This is a genomic window from Mycobacterium sp., from assembly GCF_002863225.1.
Taxonomy (GTDB): domain Bacteria; phylum Actinomycetota; class Actinomycetes; order Mycobacteriales; family Mycobacteriaceae; genus Mycobacterium.
The window spans coordinates 1-19279 of record NZ_PKEK01000062.1 but is presented as its reverse complement, the minus strand read 5'-3'; the positions used below and the strand labels follow the sequence as shown (position 1 = coordinate 19279).

Genomic DNA, 19279 nt, shown 5'->3' with positions numbered 1-19279 from the left:
CCGATCAGTGGTCCTGCTGCATGGTGGCCCACAATCCGGCCGCATGCAGCTTCGTCACGTCGACCTCCATCGATTCCCGGCTGCCCGCCGAGACAACGGCCTTGCCTTCGTTGTGCACCTGCAGCATCAGCTTGGTGGCGTGCGGCTCGCTGTAGCCGAACAGCTTCTGGAAGACGTAGGTCACGTAGTTCATCAGGTTGACCGGATCGTCCCAGACGATGGTCACCCAGGGAGCGGCCGTGGCTTCGACGGTGTCTGCTTCCCGTTGCCCGGTGGTGCCCGGTTTGCTCGGGGCGGACGCAGCCATGGTTCACAGGATAGCGAGTCACCCCCGCGCTACCGATACGGTTGCGGGGTGAACGACTCGGCCGACACCGGGATGCTGACCGACAGGTACGAGCTGACCATGCTGTCGGCCGCACTGCGGGGCGGCAGCGCTGACCGGCAGTGCACGTTCGAGCTGTTCGCCCGCAAACTCCCCGACGGACGGCGCTACGGCGTCGTGGCAGGAACGGGCCGTTTCGTGGAAGCGTTGTCCGCCTTCAGGTTCGACGAGGCCGCCTGTGAGTCGCTGGCGGAATTCCTCGATCGGGACACGCTGGCCTACCTCAGTGATTTCCGGTTCCGCGGCGACATCGACGGCTATGCCGAGGGTGAGCTGTATTTTCCTGGCTCGCCGGTGCTTTCGGTGCGCGGCAGCTTCGGCGAATGCGTAGTGCTCGAGACGTTGGCGCTGTCGATCTTCAACCACGACACCGCTATTGCCTCAGCCGCCGCGCGGATGGTCAGCGCCGCAAACGGGCGACCGCTGATGGACATGGGTTCGCGCCGCACTCACGAGCAGGCCGCGGTGGCGGCTGCGCGGGCGGCCTACCTCGCGGGGTTCACAGCGACCTCCAACCTGCAAGCCCACCGCCGTTACGGCGTGCCGACCGAGGGCACCAGCGCGCACGCGTTCACGCTGTTGTACGACGGTGCGCACGGACCCGACGAGCCGGCCGCGTTCGCCGCTCAGATCGCCGCGCTCGGCCCCGGCACCACCCTGTTGGTCGACACCTACGACGTGACGGCCGGTGTGGCCAACGCCGTCGCGGCGGCCGGCCCCGGACTGGGCGCGGTGCGGATCGACTCCGGCGATCTGGGCGTGCTGGCCCGGCAGGTCCGCGAGCAGCTGGATGGTCTGGGGGCCACCCAGACTCGCATCGTGGTCTCCGGGGATCTCGACGAGTTCGCGATCGCCGGACTGCGCGCCGAGCCGGTGGACACTTACGGGATCGGCACCTCACTGGTCACCGGGTCGGGCGCCCCGACGGCGAGCATGGTCTACAAGCTGGTCGAAGTCGACGGGATACCCGTCGAGAAGCGCAGTGTCCGCAAGGAGTCGCACGGCGGTCGCAAGGAGGCGATCCGGCTGGCCCGTTCGACCGGCACAGTCACCGAGGAGATCGTGTACCCGGCCGGGCAGCCGCCGCCGCACAGCGGGCCGTCGAGGTCGTTGATGGTGCCGTTGATGCGCAACGGCGAGGTGGTTGCCCAGCCTGACCTGGGCGTGGCGCGCGACCTGGTGGCATCGGGCTTGCGAAGCTTGCCCTGGGAGGGTCTGATGTTGTCGCACGGCGACCCGGCGATCCCCACCACCCAGATCCCGGCCCGACGTCCGCCGGCTGACCCCCAGGAGTAGCCACGCCCGAGGATGTACCCACGCCGGCAACGCAACTGCTGTCCACCGCGGTGGCCGCGCTGGGCGGTAGCGAACGCAGCGGCCAGCGCGAGATGGCCGACGCGGTCGCGCATGCCTTCGAGTCCGGTGAGCACCTGGCCGTGCAGGCCGGTACAGGCACCGGAAAGTCGTTGGCGTACCTGGTGCCGGCGATCGAACGCGCGGTGTCGGACAACGCGCCGGTGGTGGTGTCGACGGCGACGATCGCGTTGCAGCGCCAACTGGTCAATCGCGATCTCCCCCAGCTGGTCGACGCGCTCACCGACGCGCTGCCCCGCAAGCCGCGGTTCGCCCTGCTGAAGGGCCGGCAGAACTACCTGTGCCTCAACAAGATTCACAATGGCTCGGCCGCGGATGCCGGCGACGAGCCCCAGGAGCTGTTCCGGCCGCAGGCGGCCTCGGCGTTGGGCCGCGAGGTGCAGCGGCTCACCGAGTGGGCCTCGGAGACCGAGTCCGGCGATCGTGACGACCTCAAACCCGGTGTCGCGGACCGGGCGTGGGGCCAGGTCAGCGTGTCCGCCCGGGAATGCCTGGGGGTAGCCCGCTGCCCGTTCGGCACCGACTGCTTCTCCGAGAAGGCGCGCGCCAAGGCCGGCATTGCCGACGTGGTCGTCACCAACCACGCGCTGCTGGCCATCAACGCCGTCGCCGACTCGGCCGTGCTGCCCGAACACCGGCTGCTGATTGTCGACGAGGCACACGATCTGGTGGACCGGGTCACCGCGGTGGCCACCGGCGAGCTCACCGCGACCGTGCTCGGCATCGCGTCGCGGCGCATCGCACAGCTGGTCGACGCCGAGGTCTTCCAGCGCTGGGAACGCATGACGGGCATCTTCATCACGCTCATCCAGAACGCGCCGGCCGGACGCATCGACCACCTCGACGACGAGCTCGCCACCCAGCTCACCGCGCTGCGCGATGCGGCCACCACCGCGCGATCGACCATCGACACCTCGCCGACCGACCCCAGGGCCGCCGCGGCCCGATCCGAAGCGGTCGCCAGCCTGGCCGAAATCGCCGACACCGCAAACCGAATACTGGGATCGTTCGGACCCACGATCGCCAACCGCACCGACGTCGTATGGCTCGATCACGAGGACAACCGTGGAACGACGCGAACGTTTCTGCGGGTCGCGCCGCTGTCGGTGGCCGGGCTGCTGCGGACCCGTCTGTTCGCCGATTCGACCGCCGTCTTGACGTCGGCCACGTTGACCGTCGGCGGATCGTTCGACGCGATGGCACAGGCGTGGGGCTTGGCCGACAGCGAAAAACCCTGGCGCGGAATGGATGTCGGATCGCCGTTCCAGCACGCCAAATCGGGGATTCTCTACGTCGCGGCGCAGTTGCCACCGCCCGGCCGCGACGGCACCGGCACCGCCGAGCAGCTGACCGAGATCGCCGAACTGATCACCGCGGCGGGCGGACGAACCCTCGGGCTGTTCTCGTCGATGCGCGCGGCGCGCGCAGCCGCCGACGCGATGGCCGAACGGCTGTCCACGCCGGTGCTGTGTCAGGGCGAGGACACCACCACCACCCTGGTCGAGCAGTTCGCCGCGGACCCGGCGACCTCACTGTTCGGCACGCTGTCGCTGTGGCAGGGCGTCGACGTGCCCGGGCCGTCGCTGTCGCTGGTCATCATCGACCGGATCCCGTTCCCACGGCCCGACGATCCGTTGTTGTCGGCCCGGCAGCGGGCGGTGGCCGCCGCCGGCGGTAACGGCTTCATGTCCGTTGCGGCCAGCCACGCCGCGCTGCTGTTGGCCCAGGGCGCGGGACGGCTGCTACGCGGCACCGACGACCGCGGCGTGGTCGCGGTGCTGGACTCCCGGATGGCCACCGCCCGCTACGGCGGCTACCTGCGGGCGTCGCTGCCGCCGTTCTGGGCGACCACCGACGCTGCTGCGGTGCGCGCGGCCCTGACCCGGCTGACCCAGTCGGCAGGCTAGGCCAGCGTGACCAATCCCAACTCCGCCCCCGACGCCAGCATCGGGTGATGCGGCAACACCCGCACGGTGTAGCCGACCGAGCCGGCGACCGGCAGCGGTGTCGTCGTCGCGAACACGTGATCGCCGCCGGACGCCGTGCCGGTGTAGGGCATGTCCACCGTGACCGGATCCACCAGCACGTCACCGGTCTCGACCCGGCCCACCACGGCCTGGACCGTGACCTCCTCAGGCCGCAGCCCCGCGAGCTGGACGGTCGCGGTCAGGGTCAGCTTCGACCCGAGAATCGGGGTGTCCGGTAGCCCGGTGCTGTCGACGTCGGTGACCCGGATGTGCGGCCACTCGTCGAAGGCGCGCCGCCGATAGGCGGCCAGCTCGCGGGCCGGGTCGAAGGCGGCCTGCCCGTCGCTGTCGACGGCGACGGTCCGGCGCAACGACTCGGCCGCAGGCAGGTAGTAGCCCTCGGTGTAGTCGCGAACCATCCTGGAGGCCAACACTTTCGGACCCAACGTCTGCAGGGTGTGACGAACCATCTCGATCCAGCGACGCGGCACGCCGTGCTCGTCGCGCTCGTAGAACTTCGGCGCCACGGACTTCTGCAGCAGGTCGTACAACGCGGCGGCTTCGAGGTCGTCGCGGCGTTCCTCGTCGGCGACTCCGGAGGCCGACGGGATTGCCCAGCCGTTCTCGCCGTCGTACCACTCGTCCCACCACCCGTCGAGAATCGACAGGTTCAGACCGCCGTTGAGCGCGCTCTTCATTCCCGACGTGCCGCACGCCTCCAGCGGCCGCAACGGGTTGTTCAGCCAGACATCACAGCCCCAGTACAACAACCGGGCCATCGACATGTCGTAGTCGGGCAGGAACGCGATCCGGTGCCGCACCTCGGGCCGGTCGGCGAACTGGACGACCTGCTGGATCAGCGCCTTGCCGCCGTCGTCGGCGGGATGCGACTTTCCGGCGACGATCAACTGGATCGGCCTGTCCTCGTTGAGCAAAAGCTGCTCGAGGCGTTCGGGGTCGCGCAACATCAACGTCAGGCGCTTGTAGGTCGGCACCCGGCGGGCGAAACCGATTGTCAGCACATCCGGGTCGAAAGCCGTGGAAATCCAACCCAATTCGGCCTCAGGCGCACCACGAACCAGCCAGCTCCGGTGCAGCCGCGCCCGCACGTCCTCCACCAGCAGAGCGCGCAACTGCGACCGGATCCACCACAGGTGGCCGCCGTCGACCTCGTTGACCCGCAGCCAGACGCCGGGATCGGCGAACGAGTCCGATCCGACCAATTCCTGGCCGAGCTGCAACCACTGCGGCGCCGCCCAGGTGCGGGCGTGGACGCCGTTGGTGATGGACCCGATCGGCACCTCGCTGGTGTCGAAACCCGCCCACAGTTCGTTGAACATGCCCCGGCTGACTTCGCCGTGCAGCAGCGAAACGCCGTTGGCGCGCTGGGCAAGTCGCAAACCCATGTGGGCCATGTTGAACTTTTCCGGATCGTCCTCGGCACCCAGCGCGAGAATCCTGCCGACCGGCACCCCGGGCAGCAGCACCGACCCGGCCGCAACACCCGCGCCGTCCGTGGGGCTGCCGGCGAAGTAGCGCTGCACCATCTCGTGCGGAAAGCGGTCGATTCCGGCGGGCACCGGAGTGTGTGTGGTGAACACCGTGCTGGACCGCACTACGGTCAGCGCGGTGTCGAAATCCAAACCGGCGTCCACCAATTCGCGGATTCGCTCGGCACCGAGGAAGCCGGCGTGCCCCTCGTTCATGTGGAACACCTCAGGCGCGGGCAGGCCTTCGATGGCGGTGTACGCGCGGATGGCCCGCACCCCGCCGATCCCGGCGAGGATCTCCTGCTGCATGCGGTGTTCCTGGTCGCCGCCGTAGAGCCGGTCGGTGACACCGCGCATCTCGTGCTCGTTCTCGGGAATGTCGGAGTCCAGCAGCAGCAGCGGCACCCGACCGACCTGGGCGACCCAGATCCGAGCGCGCAGCGAACCGGGCTCCGGTAGCGCCAGCTCGACGAGTGCCGGCGCACCCGTGGCGTCGGTGAGCAGACGCAGTGGCAACCCGGCCGGATCGAGCGACGGGTAGTCCTCGTGTTGCCAGCCGTCGGCGGTCAGCGACTGGCGGAAATAGCCGGAGCGGTAGTACAAACCCACCGCGATCAGCGGCAACCCCAGATCCGAAGCGGCCTTGAGATGGTCACCGGCCAGGATGCCCAACCCGCCCGAATAGTTCGGCAGCACTTCGGCCACCCCGAACTCCATCGAGAAGTACGCGATGCCGTTCGGCATGGGAGTGCCGTTGCTCTGCTGCTGCTGGTACCACTGCGGACGGGTCAAATAGTCGTCGAGGTCTGCGGCCAGCCGGTCGAGCCAGTCCAGATAGCCGCCGTCGAGGGCCAATTCGTCGAGTCGGGCCGGGTTGACCGCCCCCAACAAGGCGACCGGATCCTGCCCGCACTGCGACCACAGCGCGGGATCGATCGCCGCGAAGAGGTCCTGGGTCGGCTTGTCCCACGACCATCGCAGGTTGGTGGACAACTGCTCCAGCGCCGCCAGGCGTTCCGGAAGGTGGGCACGGACCGTGAACCGACGGAGGGCTTTCACGCGTCCTTACCTTACTGACGCGAGGGCAGGTTTCGCCCCCTGATCGACCCGCGCCACCTGACCTCAGGTGTGGCCCGACACTACGGTGGGTACTGGGCGCACAAGGGCTTGCACCGTAGCCAGCCGAAGACGCGCAGGTCACAGTTCGACCGCGCCCAGGACGACAATCGACTAGCTCGCAAAGGAGTATCGGTGCCCGGTCGTGTCGAGATCGACGACGTCGCGCCCGTCGTGTCGTGCGGCGCCTACCCGGCGAAAGCCGTGGTCGACGAGGTGATTCCGGTACGTGCAGCCGTATGGCGCGAGGGCCATGACGCCGTCGCCGCCACCTTGGTGGTGCGTTACCTGGGACCGCGCTATCCCCTGGTCGGGGAGACCCGTCGACTCAAGGCGGTTCAGGCGCCGACGGTGGCTGAGCCCGCTGTCGATACCGCCGTCCGTGTCAAGCCGCTGCACCTGCCGATGACGCCCGGGCTGGAGCCGTACGTCTTTCACGGCGTGTTCACTCCCGACGCCGTCGGGTTGTGGACCTTCCGGGTCGACGGCTGGGGCGACCCGATCCATACCTGGCGGCACGCCGTGGAGGCCAAGCTGGACGCCGGCCAAGGCGAGACCGAGCTGTCCAACGACCTACTGGTCGGGGCGCAGCTGCTGGAGCGCGCCGCCACCGGTGTTCCCCGCGCCCGGCGCGAGCCGCTGCTGAAGGCCGCCGACGCGCTGCGGACGCCCGGTGACCCGGTGCCCCGCGCCGCGCTGGCGTTGGCACCCGAGGTCGGCGAGCTGCTGGCCCAATATCCGCTGCGCGAGCTGGTTACCCGCGGCGAGCAGTACGGGGTGTGGGTCGACCGCCCGCTGGCCCGGTTCGGGTCGTGGTACGAGTTGTTCCCCCGCTCGACCGGCGGCTGGGACGCCAAGGGCGATCCGGTGCACGGCACGTTCGCCACCGCGGCCGCGGCTTTGCCGCGGATCGCGCAGATGGGCTTCGACGTGGTCTACCTGCCGCCGATCCACCCGATCGGCAAGGTGCACCGCAAGGGCCGCAACAACACCGCCACCGCCGTGCCCGGTGACGTCGGCTCCCCATGGGCGATCGGCAGCGACGAGGGCGGCCACGACGCGGTGCACCCGGAGCTCGGCACGATCGCCGACTTCGACTCCTTCGTCGGCGCCGCCCAAGAATTGGGTTTGGAGGTCGCTCTCGATCTGGCGCTGCAGTGCGCGCCTGATCACCCGTGGGCCAAGGACCACCGCCAGTGGTTCACCGAGTTGCCGGACGGCACGATCGCCTACGCGGAGAATCCGCCAAAGAAATATCAGGACATCTACCCGATCAACTTCGACAACGACCCGGCCGGCCTCTACGACGAGGTACTGCGCGTCGTGCGGTATTGGATGGACCACGGCGTCAAGATCTTTCGCGTCGACAACCCGCACACCAAGCCGCCCAACTTCTGGGCGTGGTTGATCGCCCAGGTGAAGGCAGCTGATCCCGACGTGTTGTTCCTGTCGGAGGCTTTCACCCCGCCGGCCCGTCAATACGGTTTGGCCAAGCTGGGTTTCACGCAGTCCTACACGTACTTCACCTGGCGCACCGCGAAGTGGGAGCTCACCGAGTTCGGCGAACAGATCCCCGAGATAGCCGACTACCGACGGCCCAACCTGTTCGTCAACACCCCCGACATCCTGCACGCCAGCCTGCAATACGGCGGGCCGGGCATGTTCGCCATCCGGGCGGTGCTGGCCTCCACGCTGAGCCCCACCTGGGGGGTGTACTCCGGCTACGAGCTGTTCGAGGGCCGCGCGGTCGCCGAAGGCAGCGAGGAGTATCTCGACTCGGAGAAATACGAGTTGCGGCCCCGTGACTTCGCCGGCGCCCTGGCGGCCGGGCGGTCACTGGAGCCATTCATCGCGCGGCTGAACAGCATTCGGCGGCTCCATCCCGCCCTGCAGCAGCTGCGCAACATCACGTTCCACGCCATCGACAACGACGCGCTGCTGGCCTACAGCAAGTTCGACCCTGCGACCGGCGACTGCGTGCTGGTCGTCGTGACGCTCAACGCGTTCGGCCCGGAGGAAGCCACCCTTTCGCTGGACATGGACGCGCTGGGCATGGAGCACCACGAGCGGTTCTGGGTGCGTGACGAGATCACCGGTGAGGAATATCAATGGGGCGCAGCCAATTACGTGCGCATCGATCCAGGCCACGCCGTCGCTCACGTCATCAACATGCCGCTCATCCCGTCCGAAGCACGAATCAGTCTGCTGCGACGGAGGTAACGCCGCTATGAAGTCCACCGAAGAAGTCGCCAAGGCCCGACTGGCACCCGAACCCGGCGACCTGGCCCGGCTGCTGTCCGGCGAGCACCACAATCCGCACGGCATCCTCGGCGCGCACGAATACGGCGACCACACCGTCATTCGGACGTTCCGTCCGCACGCCACCGAGGTGGTCGCGGTGGTCGGCGCCGACCGGTTCCCGTTGCAGCACATCGATTCCGGCGTGTTCGCGGTTGCGCTGCCGTTCGTCAACCTGATCGACTACCGCCTCGAGGTCCGGTACGACCACGGTGATCCGCACGTGGTCGCCGACGCCTACCGCTTCCTGCCGACGCTCGGCGAGGTCGACCTGCATCTGTTCAACGAGGGGCGCCACGAGCGACTGTGGGATGTCCTCGGCGCGCATCCCCGTTCGTTCACCACCGCCGACGGCACGGTCGACGGGGTCTCTTTCGCGGTTTGGGCCCCCAACGCCAAAGGCGTCAGCCTGATCGCCGACTTCAACGGCTGGAACGGCAACGACGCGCCGATGCGGGTGCTCGGTTCCTCAGGTGTGTGGGAGGTCTTCTGGCCCGACTTCCCGCGCGACGGCCTGTACAAGTTCCGGGTGCACGGCGCCGACGGGTCGGTCACCGACCGGGCCGACCCGATGGCGTTCGCGACCGAGGTGCCGCCGCAGACCGCCTCGCGGGTGAACGTGAGCCGGTACCACTGGAACGACGACGAGTGGATGACCGCGCGCGCCTCGCGGAACGCGGTCTTCGAACCGATGAGCACCTACGAGGTGCACCTGGGCTCCTGGCGGCCAGGCCTGTCATACCGTGACCTCACCCGCGAGCTGACGGAATATGTTCTGGCGCAAGGGTTCACCCACGTCGAACTGCTGCCCGTCGCCGAGCATCCGTTCGGCGGCTCGTGGGGGTATCAGGTCACGTCCTACTACGCGCCCACGTCGCGGTTCGGCACACCCGACGAGCTTCGCGAGCTGATCGACACGCTGCACCAGGCCGGCATCGGGGTCATCGTGGACTGGGTGCCCGCCCACTTCCCGAAGGACGCCTGGGCGCTGGGGCGCTTCGACGGCACACCGCTCTACGAGCATTCCGACCCCCGCCGCGGGGAGCAACTCGACTGGGGCACATACGTGTTCGACTTCGGCAGGGCCGAGGTGCGCAACTTCCTGGTCGCCAACGCGCTGTACTGGCTCGAGCAGTATCACATCGACGGACTGCGGGTGGACGCCGTCGCGTCGATGCTCTACCTCGACTACTCGCGGCCCGAAGGCGGCTGGACACCGAACATCCACGGCGGCCGGGAAAACCTCGAGGCCGTGCAGTTCCTGCAGGAGATGAACGCCACCGCCCACAAGGCCGCACCGGGCATCGTCACGATCGCCGAGGAGTCGACGTCGTGGCCCGGCGTGACACGCCCGACCAGCGTTGGCGGACTTGGCTTCTCGATGAAGTGGAACATGGGCTGGATGCACGACACGCTCGACTACTTCGGCCGGGATCCGATCTACCGCACCTACCATCACCACGCGATCACCTTCTCGATGATCTACGCCTACAGCGAGAACTTCGTGCTGCCGATCAGCCACGACGAAGTCGTGCACGGCAAGGGCACGCTGTGGGGGCGGATGCCCGGCGACGATCACACCAAGGCGGCCGGGCTGCGTAGCCTGCTGGCCTACCAGTGGGCGCACCCGGGCAAGCAATTGCTGTTCATGGGCCAGGAATTCGGGCAACGCGCCGAATGGTCCGAGGAGCGTGGCCTCGACTGGTTCCAGCTCGACGAGGACAGTTTCTCCGGCGGAATACTCCGGCTCGTCCACGATCTCAACGACATCTACCGCTCGTCGTCGGCGCTGTGGAGTCAGGACATCAAGCCCGAGGGCTACTCCTGGATCGACGCCAACGACGCCGCCAACAACGTCTTGAGCTTCCTGCGCTACGGCAGCGACGGCTCGGTGATGGCGTGCGTCTTCAACTTCGCCGGCGCCGAGCACAGCGGCTACCGCCTGGGCCTGCCCGGCGCCGGGCGGTGGCGCGAGGTGCTCAACACCGACGCCACCGTCTACAACGGCAGCGGGATCGGCAACCTGGGTGGGGTCGATGCCACCGAAGATCCGTGGCACGGTCGTCCAGCGTCTGCGGTGTTGGCGCTGCCGCCGATGTCGGGCCTGTGGCTGGAACCCGAGAAACCTTCTAGTACAGCGCGTTAGCCAGATTCCGCCGGCCGGCGATCACGTCCGGATCGGCCGGATCGAACAACTCGAACAACTCGATCAGTCGGGTGCGGACCGACGTCCGCTCGTCGTCGGACTTTCGACGCACCAACGCGACCAGCCGATCGAATGCGCCGGTCACGTCCTGGCTGAGGAGCTGCACGTCGGCCGCGGCGAAGGCGGCGTCGATGTCGTCCGGGGCGGCATCGGCGGCCGCGATCGCGTCCGGTCCGTGCGCGGTCGCCCGCATGAGGAATGCGATCTGGCGCACCGCCCCTTTGGCTTCGGCGTTGTTCGGGTCCTCGTCGAGGATCTCCTGGTAGGAGTCGAGCGCGGCCCCGAGGTCGTTGTCCTCGAGCTGCTGACGGGCCTGCGCGATCGCGGGGTCGACGGCCTCGGGCTCGTCGGGATCGACATCGGCGGCGCCACTCAGCTTTCCGGCCGTCGCCGAGAGCAGCGAGTCGACCCAGCGGCGCAACTGCTCCGGCGGTTGGGCACCCTGGAAGCTCGACAGCGGCTGCCCGGCTGCCAGCGCCACGACGGTCGGCACTACTTCGACACCGAAGATCTGCGCCACCCGGGGTGAGACGTCGACGTTGACACTGGCCAGCGCCCACTTGCCGTTGTCCTGCGCGGCCAGTCCGGACAGCGTGTCGGCCAGCTGCAGGCACACCTCACTGCGCGGCGACCACAGCAGCACGACGACCGGAACCTGGTTGGAACGCAGCAGTATTTCGTCTTCGAAGTTCGCCTCGTTGACTTCGACGCCGGCCGGCGCCGACGCCGATCCGCCGGGGCTGTCGCCACCGGCGGGAGGGGGCTGCTTGAGGGCGGACAGATCGACCGCGCCGGCCAACGCGGGCCCGATCGGGGGACGTGGACGGCTCACGCGATCAAGTCTGGCACGGCGGTGTCGGCCGCTTTCCATCCGGTTCCGAAGCTCCTATGAGCAACATCACATCACGCGTTGTCAATCCGCGGAGGATCCGTCGCCAGCAAACTTCTGGACGCCTGTCCAGCCACATCCGCACCAAACCGTACTGGCCGGTAACTAGCCGGCGCGCAGAATCAGCGCGTCACCCTGACCGCCCGCGCCGCACAGCGCAGCAACGCCGTACCCGGACCCGCGACGGGCCAATTCAAGGGCCACGTGCAGGGTGATCCGGGCACCGGACATCCCGATCGGGTGTCCGATCGCGATGGCCCCGCCGTTGACGTTGACGATCTCGGGATCGATGCCCAGTTCCTGCGTCGATGCCAGCGCGACCGCCGAGAACGCCTCGTTGATCTCCACCACGTCGAGTTGGTCGACGGTGATGCCTTCGCGGCCGAGCGCCTTCTTGATCGCGTTGGCGGGCTGCGATTGCAGTGTCGAATCGGGCCCGGCCACCACACCGTGCGCGCCGATCTCGACCAGCCAGGTCAGGCCCAGCTCGACGGCCTTGTCCTTGTTCATCACGACCACTGCCGCGGCGCCGTCGGAAATCTGCGAGGCCGACCCGGCGGTGATGGTGCCGTCCTTGCGGAAGGCGGGCTTGAGACCCGCCAGGGACTCCGCGGTGGTGTTGGCGCGGATGCCCTCGTCCTCGCTGAACTGCAGCGGATCGCCTTTGCGTTGCGGGATGCTCACCGGCACCACCTCGTCGGCGAAAACGCCGTCCTTCCAGGCCGCGGCGGCCTTCTGGTGTGAGCGCGCCGCGAACTCGTCCTGCTGGCCACGGGTGAACTTGTCGACGTCGTTGCGCTGCTCGGTGAGCGCGCCCATCGGCTGGTCGGTGAACACGTCGTGCAGGCCGTCGTAGGCCATGTGGTCGCGCACGGTGACGTCGCCGTACTTGTAGCCCGCCCGGCTGTCGATCAGCAGGTGCGGAGCCTTGGTCATCGACTCCTGGCCGCCGGCCACCACCACGTCGAACTCACCGGCCCGAATGAGCTGGTCAGCGAGGGCGATGGCGTCGATCCCGGACAGACACATCTTGTTGATGGTCAGGGACGGCACATCCCAGCCGATACCGGCGTCGACGGCCGACTGCCGGGCCGGCATCTGGCCCGCGCCGGCGGTCAGCACCTGGCCCATGATCACGTACTCGACGAGCGACGCCGGCACGTTCGCCTTCTCCAATGCGCCCTTGATCGCGATGGCACCCAGATCGCTCGCGCTGAAGTCCTTCAGCGAGCCCATCAGCTTGCCAACCGGCGTCCGTGCTCCAGCAACTATCACCGACGTGGTCATGACTACCTCCAGGGCGGGGTTCGACAGCCGATCCGAGAAATCGGCAGAGGCGGATTCTTTCCCGTCAGGTTACCGTGACGTGATGACCACCGATCACGTTGACACCCGTCGAGTACTCAGCACCGCACTGGTGACGGCAGTCGATCACGTCGGCATCGCGGTCCCCGACCTCGATGTCGCGATCGCGTGGTACCACGACCATCTCGGCATGATTGTGCTGCACGAAGAGGTCAACGACGATCAGGGCATCCGTGAGGCGATGCTGTCGGTGCGCGGTGCCGCGGTCGGCAGCGCGCAGGTGCAGCTGATGGCCCCGATCAGCGACTCGTCGGCGATCGCGAAATTCCTCGACAAGCGCGGCCCTGGGATCCAGCAGATCGCGTACCGGGTCAGCGACCTCGACGCACTCACCGAGCGCTTGCGCGACCAGGACGTCCGGTTGCTCTACGACGTGCCTCGCCGCGGCACAGCGAACTCGCGGATCAACTTCATCCACCCCAAGGACGCCGGCGGTGTGCTGATCGAATTGGTCGAGCCGGCCGAGGATTCAGACCACTAGCTCCACTTCCGGGTCGGCGAGCGCGTCGCGCGGTTGGCCCAGCACGGCGTGTGCCAGTGCCGGCGGTCATCGACCGCCACTTCGCCGAATCGGCCAGCCACACCACTACATGCGCGGCGCCTGAGCGTATTTCGTGATCGCAGCCAGGGCAGCGGTACGTCTTGAACGCCCGCGCCGCGGCGATCGGCCGGACCTCGTAGTCGTATCCGTCCGGACCGGTCTCCAGCCGGCGCGGGGCCGGCAGCGGCGTTACTGACCGCTGCCCGCGCGGAGAACTGCGGCGCCGAGCCATAGCGGCAGTCTAATGAGACGGCTCAGAACAGCCGGAATTCGTCCGAGTCCATGCCGCGCATCTTGTCGTAGTCCAGTGTCAGACAACGGATTCCGCGATCGGTGGCTAAAGTTTTCGCCTGCGGCTTAATCTGCTGGGCGGCGAAAACCCCGCTCACCGGCGCCAGCAGGCTGTCGCGGTTGAGCAACTCCAGGTACCGGGTGAGCTGCTCGACCCCGTCGATCTCACCGCGTCGCTTGATCTCCACCGCGACCGAACGCCCCTGATCGTCGCGGCACAGCAGGTCGACGGGCCCGATCGGCGTCATGTACTCGCGACGCACCAACGTGTACCCGGCGCCGAGCAACTCGACGTGCTCGGCGAGCAGCACCTGCAGATGTGCCTCGACGCCATCCTTGACCAACCCGGGGTCGACCCCCAGCTCGTGGCTGGAGTCGTGCTCGATGTCCTCGACGGTGATGCGCAGTTGCTCGCCGGCCTTGTTCTGCACCACCCAGACCGGCACCTCCCCCTCGCCTTCCTCGGACAGCCAACACGGCGGGCTCATCCAGTTCAGCGGCTTGTACGCACGGTCGTCGGCGTGCACGCTCACCGAGCCGTCGGCTTTGAACAGCAGAAGCCGGCGCGCCGACGGTAAGTGAGCGGTGAGACGTCCGACGTAATCAACGGTGCAACGGGCGATGACGAGGCGCACGCGACATACCTTAAGCACGGGCCCAATAAGCAATTAGGCTGACGCCACCATGATGGCTACCCGATCGACCGCGCAACGGCTGGGACGACTACTCGAGCGGGTGACCAAGCAGAGCGGACGACTGCCGGAGACCCCGGCCTATGGCTCGTGGCTGCTCGGGAAGGTGTCGGAGAGCCAGGGCCGTCGGCGGGTGCGCATCCAGCTCATCCTGACGGTGTTCATCCTGGGGGCGAACGTCATCGGTATCGGCGTCTCGACGCTGCTGCTGACCGTCGCGTTCCCCAAGCCGAGCATCTTCAGCGGACCGCTGCTGTGGATCACTTTCGGAGTCACGCCCGCGTACTGCGTGGTGGCGCTGGGTCTGGGCACCTACCTGATCACCCGCCGCACCACCGGCGTATTGCGATGGGCGATCGAGGAGCACGACCCCACCCCCGCCGACGAGCGTGCCACCTTCACCGCGCCGTTCTGGCTGGCGTTCGGGGTGCTCACACTGTGGGTGATCGGCACCGCGCTGCTGACCACGCTCTACGGTCTGGCCAACAGCACGTTCATTCCGATCGTGGGCTTCTGTGTCAGCGTGTGCGGCATCTTGGTGTCGACAGCGTGTTACCTGTTCACCGAGTTCGCGCTGCGCCCGGTGGCCGCTCAGGCGCTCGAGGCGGGCGGTGCGCCGCGTCGACTGGCCCCGGGAATCATGGGCCGCACGTTGACGGTGTGGCTGCTCGGCTCCGGAGTGCCGGTGCTCGGCATCATCGTCACGGCGCTGCTGGGCGGCGTGCTGCTGGACAACCTGAGCAAGACCCAGCTGGCGGTGGCCATCCTCGTGATATCAGGTGCCGCACTGGTTTTCGGCTTCGTGCTGATGTGGATTCTGGCCTGGCTGACGGCGACGCCGGTGCGGGTGGTGCGGGCGGCGCTCAAGCGCGTCGAAGACGGCGACCTGCGCGGCGATCTGGTGGTCTTCGACGGCACCGAACTCGGTGAGCTGCAACGCGGATTCAACGCGATGGTCGACGGGCTGCGCGAGCGCGAGCGCGTGCGTGACCTGTTCGGCCGGCACGTGGGCCGTGAGGTCGCCGCGGCCGCCGAGCGGGACATGCCACAACTCGGTGGCGAAGAGCGCCATGTCGCGGTGGTCTTCATCGACGTCATCGGCTCGACCAAACTGGTGACCAGCCGCCCGGCCGCCGAGGTCGTCCAGCTCCTCAACCGATTCTTTGCGGTGATCGTCGAAGAGGTCGACCGCCACCACGGACTGGTCAACAAGTTCGAGGGTGACGCGGTGCTGGCGGTGTTCGGCGCGCCCAACCACCTCGACCGGCCCGAGGCCCAGGCGCTCAGCGCGGCCCGCGCTATCGCTCATCGCCTCGACGAAGAGGTACCCGAGATCAAGGCGGGCATCGGCGTGACGGCCGGCAAGGCCCTGGCCGGAAATGTGGGCGCCAAGGAACGTTTCGAATACACCGTCATCGGCGAGCCGGTCAACGAAGCCGCGCGGTTGTGCGAGCTGGCCAAGAACAAGCCGCACCGGCTGCTGGCATCCTCGAACACCGTCAACGCCGCCGGTGACGAAGAGCAGGCGCGGTGGTCGCTGGGCGAAAGCGTGACGCTGCGCGGCCACGACCAGCCCACCCAGTTGGCGACACTCGCCTGACTCCGCGAACGTGCTCGCCGAGGCCGGTGGACGTCCGCCGCGGGTGGGATCACCGGACGGCACCGAGCGCGGTCACCAAGCGACGTTGATGTCGCTTTTCCGCCAGTAATGTCGGTGGGTGGGTGTAAGTGTCGTGTAGTGCACGAAGACTTCGACCGCTGCTATCGCGCCGTCCAATCCAAGGACGCGCGGTTTGACGGCTGGTTCGTCACCGCGGTACGCACGACCGGCATCTACTGCCGTCCCAGCTGTCCGGTCCGGCCCCCATTTGCCCGCAACATGCGGTTCTATCCGACGGCCGCGGCCGCGCAGCGGGCCGGTTTCCGGGCCTGTAAGCGATGCCGCCCGGACGCCTCGCCCGGCTCACCGGAATGGAATATCCGCGACGACCTCGTCGCCAGGGCGATGAGGCTGATCGCGGACGGCACCGTCGACCGCGAGGGCGTCGCCGGCCTGGCCACCCGCCTCGGCTACACCGCTCGGCAACTGCAGCGTCTCTTGCGCGAGGAAACCGGAGCGGGCCCGCTCGCGCTCGCTCGCGCGCAGCGCGCACAGACCGCACGGATTCTGATCGAGACGACTGAACTGCCGTTTGGCGATATCGCCTTTGCCGCAGGGTTTTCCAGTATCCGGCAGTTCAACGACACGGTGCGTCTGGTATTCGCCGGCACGCCAACCGATCTCCGCGGCCGCGCCACCCGGCGCCACGACGGGACCGCGGACATGCGCTCACCAGGCACCGTGTCGCTGCGCTTGCCGGTGCGCGTCCCCTTCGCCTACGAGGGAATCTTCGGCCATCTGGCCGCCAGCGTGGTAACCGGTTGCGAGGAAGTGCGCGACGGCGCGTATCGCCGCACGCTGCGCCTGCCATTCGGCAAAGGGATCGTCAGCCTGACGCCGGCGCCCGACCATGTCCGTTGCGTCCTTGTGCTCGACGACTTCCGCGACTTGGCATCGGCGATCTCGCGCTGCCGGCGCCTGCTCGACCTCGACGCCGATCCCGATGCGGTGATCGATGCCCTGGGCTCCGATGCGTCGCTGGCGGCAGTGGTGGCCAAGGCGCCCGGGCAGCGCATTCCCCGCACCGTGGACGAGGCGGAACTCGCGGTCCGGGCGGTGCTGGGCCAGCAGGTGTCCATGAAGGCCGCACGCACCCACACCAGCCGACTGGTTCTAGCTTACGGCGATCAGATTCATGACCCCAACGGCGATCTGACACATACGTTTCCGTCGATCGATCAACTGGGCGACATCGATCCCGCCCATCTGGCCGTGCCGGCCAGCCGGCGGCGGACGCTGACTGGGCTGATCGCCGCGCTCGCCGACGGCGGCGTGGTGCTCGACGCCGGCTGCGATTGGGAGGCGGCTCGCCGTCAACTGTTGGCGCTGCCGGGTATCGGCCCGTGGACAGCCGAAGTGATTGCGATGCGCGGTCTCGGCGATCCCGATGCCTTTCCCGCCAGCGATCTCGGGTTGCGTTTGGCGGCAGAGCAATTGGGCCTGCCGACCGAGTTCCGCGAGCTCACGGCGCGAAGCCAGCGGTGGCGTCCGTGGCGCTCCTATGCCACCCAGCATTTATGGACGACGCTCGAGCACTCGGTGAATCACTGGCCCGTCAAGGAGACCGCATGACCCACTACCGCACCATCGACAGTCCGATCGGGCTGCTCACTCTGGCGGGTCGTGGTGAGGTGCTTTCCCATCTGCGGATGGTCGACCAGACGTACGAGCCCCGCCGCACCGGATGGTCTTCGAATCCCACGGCCTTCGATGACGCTGTGGCACAACTCAATGCATACTTCGCGGGAACGCTGACCGAATTCGATCTCGAGCTCAACCTCCAGGGCACCGAGTTCCAGCGACGTGTATGGCAAGCGCTGCAGACCATTCCGTTCGGGGAAACCCGGTCCTACGGCGAGATCGCCCAACAGATCGGCGCCCCGGGCGCGGCCCGCGCAGTGGGACTGGCCAACGGCCACAACCCCATCGCCATCGTTGTTCCATGCCACCGGGTGATCGGCGCCAGCGGCGGTCTCACCGGCTACGGCGGCGGGCTCGATCGGAAGCGTTCGCTGCTGGCACTGGAAAGCAGCCGCACCTCGCCGACCCTGCCTCTGTTCGACCTAGAAGCCGGGGAACGGACGCGGTTGCCCACCCGCGGGATTGATGCCGGGTAGCAACGGCTGCGGAGCCGCGGCACCAGGCAAGCCAAGCGGGAGTCCTGGGCCGCCGGCACCGGGAAGCGGGAACGGCATATTGCCGTTCGCGACCGAGTTGATCCAGCCCGGGCACTGCGACTGGATTGCCATCTGGGCCAGAAAGCCGGCCATAGGTGCCTCCAGACCGCCGTGACCAGTCATCTGGGCAGCCCCACTCGCCAGACTGCCGCCAGGCTTGACCAGCATCGGGCAGATGGACTGGCCCATCTGGGCGATGGCGCCGCTGACAGGACCGTTATTGCCGATGCCCGCCCCGCCGAGGACGGGAGCCACCACATCGCCGGCCGAATCCGCATGCGCCGCAGGGATAGAGCCCAGGACGGCTGCGAACACTGCCGCGGTGACGATGACAGGACGCACGATCGAGGTCGCCACCATTTCCGCTGTGTCCCAACCGGATCGCCCGGGGCTCGAACTCGGGCCCGTGCGGTTGCGCCGGCGCTCGACGCCGGTCGTCCTGTTCGCGGTCATTGAAAGCTCCCCTCCGTCAGCACTCCATGCACATAGAGCACAGATTTCACTTTGATAACGGTAGGGTAGTTTTGTCACAGTAACAACACGGAACGATAACTGTTTGCAACCGCGGCGTTGCGCAACCGCGACCTACGAGACCTGAATGACACAATTGTAAGTTTTGCGCCGGGAGTTTGCTGAATATGCGTGTCGGCGCAGCGCGGCGACTATCTGGCCTGGCCGGCTTGCTGCGACCGAACGGCCCCTAACGCACAAATGCCCGTGCCCCCCAGGGTTTTTGGGGGGCACGGGTGTGTTGTGTGTGTTCGGCGGTGTCCTACTTTTCCACCCGGGTGGGTAGTATCATCGGCGCTGGCAGGCTTAGCTTCCGGG

General features: G+C 67.7%; 14 protein-coding genes and 1 pseudogene. 8 read left to right on the top strand and 7 right to left on the bottom strand.

Annotated features, from left to right (window positions below; translation table 11 throughout):
- Nucleotides 1–4: 4 nt before the first annotated feature.
- On the bottom strand, nt 5–307 hold the full coding sequence (gene clpS / locus CYU59_RS19470; protein WP_293001680.1) for an ATP-dependent Clp protease adapter ClpS: 303 nt from the start codon (nt 305–307) through the stop codon (nt 5–7).
- A 48-nt stretch (nt 308–355) separates the two neighbouring features.
- Between clpS and CYU59_RS19465 the strand changes: the two genes are divergently transcribed.
- Together CYU59_RS19465 and CYU59_RS19460 are read left to right on the top strand one after the other, a co-directional pair.
- Nucleotides 356–1681 carry a nicotinate phosphoribosyltransferase gene (locus CYU59_RS19465; protein ID WP_293001678.1) on the top strand — a complete coding sequence of 442 codons (1326 nt, stop codon included), beginning with the start codon at nt 356–358 and terminating at the stop codon, nt 1679–1681.
- A 35-nt stretch (nt 1682–1716) separates the two neighbouring features.
- Entirely contained in the window at nt 1717–3666 is a 1950-nt protein-coding gene (locus tag CYU59_RS19460; RefSeq protein ID WP_293001832.1) for an ATP-dependent DNA helicase, read from the top strand.
- Here the strand turns inward: CYU59_RS19460 and CYU59_RS19455 are convergent.
- Nucleotides 3663–6275, bottom strand: coding sequence for a glycosyltransferase family 1 protein (locus CYU59_RS19455; protein WP_293001676.1), 2613 nt, complete (start codon nt 6273–6275; stop codon nt 3663–3665). The two genes, CYU59_RS19460 and CYU59_RS19455, sit on opposite strands and share 4 nt — an antisense overlap.
- A gap of 192 nt (nt 6276–6467) precedes the next feature.
- On the opposite strand from CYU59_RS19455, the gene CYU59_RS19450 reads away from it, so the two are divergent.
- Both CYU59_RS19450 and glgB read left to right on the top strand, forming a co-directional pair.
- Nucleotides 6468–8552: an alpha-1,4-glucan--maltose-1-phosphate maltosyltransferase gene (locus CYU59_RS19450; RefSeq protein ID WP_293001674.1), complete on the top strand. Its 2085-nt coding sequence runs from the start codon at nt 6468–6470 to the stop codon at nt 8550–8552.
- 7 nt (nt 8553–8559) lie between these two features.
- Entirely contained in the window at nt 8560–10776 is a 2217-nt protein-coding gene (gene glgB, locus CYU59_RS19445) for a 1,4-alpha-glucan branching protein GlgB (RefSeq protein ID WP_293001672.1), read from the top strand.
- On the opposite strand, the gene CYU59_RS19440 is transcribed toward glgB, so the two are convergent.
- Both CYU59_RS19440 and CYU59_RS19435 read right to left on the bottom strand, forming a co-directional pair.
- Nucleotides 10760–11668: a tetratricopeptide repeat protein gene (locus CYU59_RS19440; RefSeq protein WP_293001670.1), complete on the bottom strand. Its 909-nt coding sequence runs from the start codon at nt 11666–11668 to the stop codon at nt 10760–10762. The two genes, glgB and CYU59_RS19440, sit on opposite strands and share 17 nt — an antisense overlap.
- Nucleotides 11669–11830: 162 nt before the next feature.
- Entirely contained in the window at nt 11831–13012 is a 1182-nt protein-coding gene (locus CYU59_RS19435) for an acetyl-CoA C-acetyltransferase (RefSeq protein WP_293001668.1), read from the bottom strand.
- A 79-nt stretch (nt 13013–13091) separates the two neighbouring features.
- Between CYU59_RS19435 and mce the strand changes: the two genes are divergently transcribed.
- Nucleotides 13092–13571 (top strand): methylmalonyl-CoA epimerase, encoded by a 480-nt coding sequence (mce, locus tag CYU59_RS19430; protein ID WP_293001666.1) that lies wholly within the window; start codon nt 13092–13094, stop codon nt 13569–13571.
- Here mce and CYU59_RS19425 read toward each other — a convergent pair.
- Both CYU59_RS19425 and nucS read right to left on the bottom strand, forming a co-directional pair.
- A pseudogene (locus CYU59_RS19425) lies at nt 13568–13863 on the bottom strand (hypothetical protein). The gene mce and the pseudogene CYU59_RS19425 sit on opposite strands and share 4 nt — an antisense overlap.
- Before the next feature lie 22 nt (nt 13864–13885).
- Entirely contained in the window at nt 13886–14557 is a 672-nt protein-coding gene (gene nucS / locus CYU59_RS19420) for an endonuclease NucS (RefSeq protein WP_293001664.1), read from the bottom strand.
- A 49-nt stretch (nt 14558–14606) separates the two neighbouring features.
- Between nucS and CYU59_RS19415 the strand changes: the two genes are divergently transcribed.
- From CYU59_RS19415 to CYU59_RS19405, 3 genes are all read left to right on the top strand, one after another.
- A complete protein-coding gene (locus CYU59_RS19415) occupies nt 14607–16214 on the top strand; it encodes an adenylate/guanylate cyclase domain-containing protein (RefSeq protein ID WP_293001662.1) in 1608 nt (535 codons plus the stop codon).
- Nucleotides 16215–16352: 138 nt separating this feature from the next.
- Complete coding sequence (locus tag CYU59_RS19410) at nt 16353–17846, top strand: DNA-3-methyladenine glycosylase 2 family protein (RefSeq protein WP_293001660.1); 1494 nt, start codon at nt 16353–16355, stop codon at nt 17844–17846.
- A complete protein-coding gene (locus tag CYU59_RS19405) occupies nt 17843–18391 on the top strand; it encodes a methylated-DNA--[protein]-cysteine S-methyltransferase (RefSeq protein WP_293001658.1) in 549 nt (182 codons plus the stop codon). Before CYU59_RS19410 ends, CYU59_RS19405 begins: the two co-directional genes overlap by 4 nt.
- Here the strand turns inward: CYU59_RS19405 and CYU59_RS19400 are convergent.
- On the bottom strand, nt 18338–18904 hold the full coding sequence (locus CYU59_RS19400) for a hypothetical protein (protein ID WP_293001656.1): 567 nt from the start codon (nt 18902–18904) through the stop codon (nt 18338–18340). The two genes, CYU59_RS19405 and CYU59_RS19400, sit on opposite strands and share 54 nt — an antisense overlap.
- Nucleotides 18905–19279: the final 375 nt, after the last annotated feature.

Excerpts from the sequence above, each read along its gene's own strand:
- clpS (WP_293001680.1), bottom strand. The coding sequence starts at position 307 with ATGGCTGCGTCCGCCCCGAGCAAACCGGGCACCACCGGGCAACGGGAA.
- CYU59_RS19435 (WP_293001668.1), bottom strand. The coding sequence starts at position 13,012 with ATGACCACGTCGGTGATAGTTGCTGGAGCACGGACGCCGGTTGGCAAG.
- glgB (WP_293001672.1), top strand. The coding sequence starts at position 8,560 with ATGAAGTCCACCGAAGAAGTCGCCAAGGCCCGACTGGCACCCGAACCC.
- CYU59_RS19400 (WP_293001656.1), bottom strand. The coding sequence starts at position 18,904 with ATGACCGCGAACAGGACGACCGGCGTCGAGCGCCGGCGCAACCGCACG.
- CYU59_RS19405 (WP_293001658.1), top strand. The coding sequence starts at position 17,843 with ATGACCCACTACCGCACCATCGACAGTCCGATCGGGCTGCTCACTCTG.
- CYU59_RS19415 (WP_293001662.1), top strand. The coding sequence starts at position 14,607 with ATGATGGCTACCCGATCGACCGCGCAACGGCTGGGACGACTACTCGAG.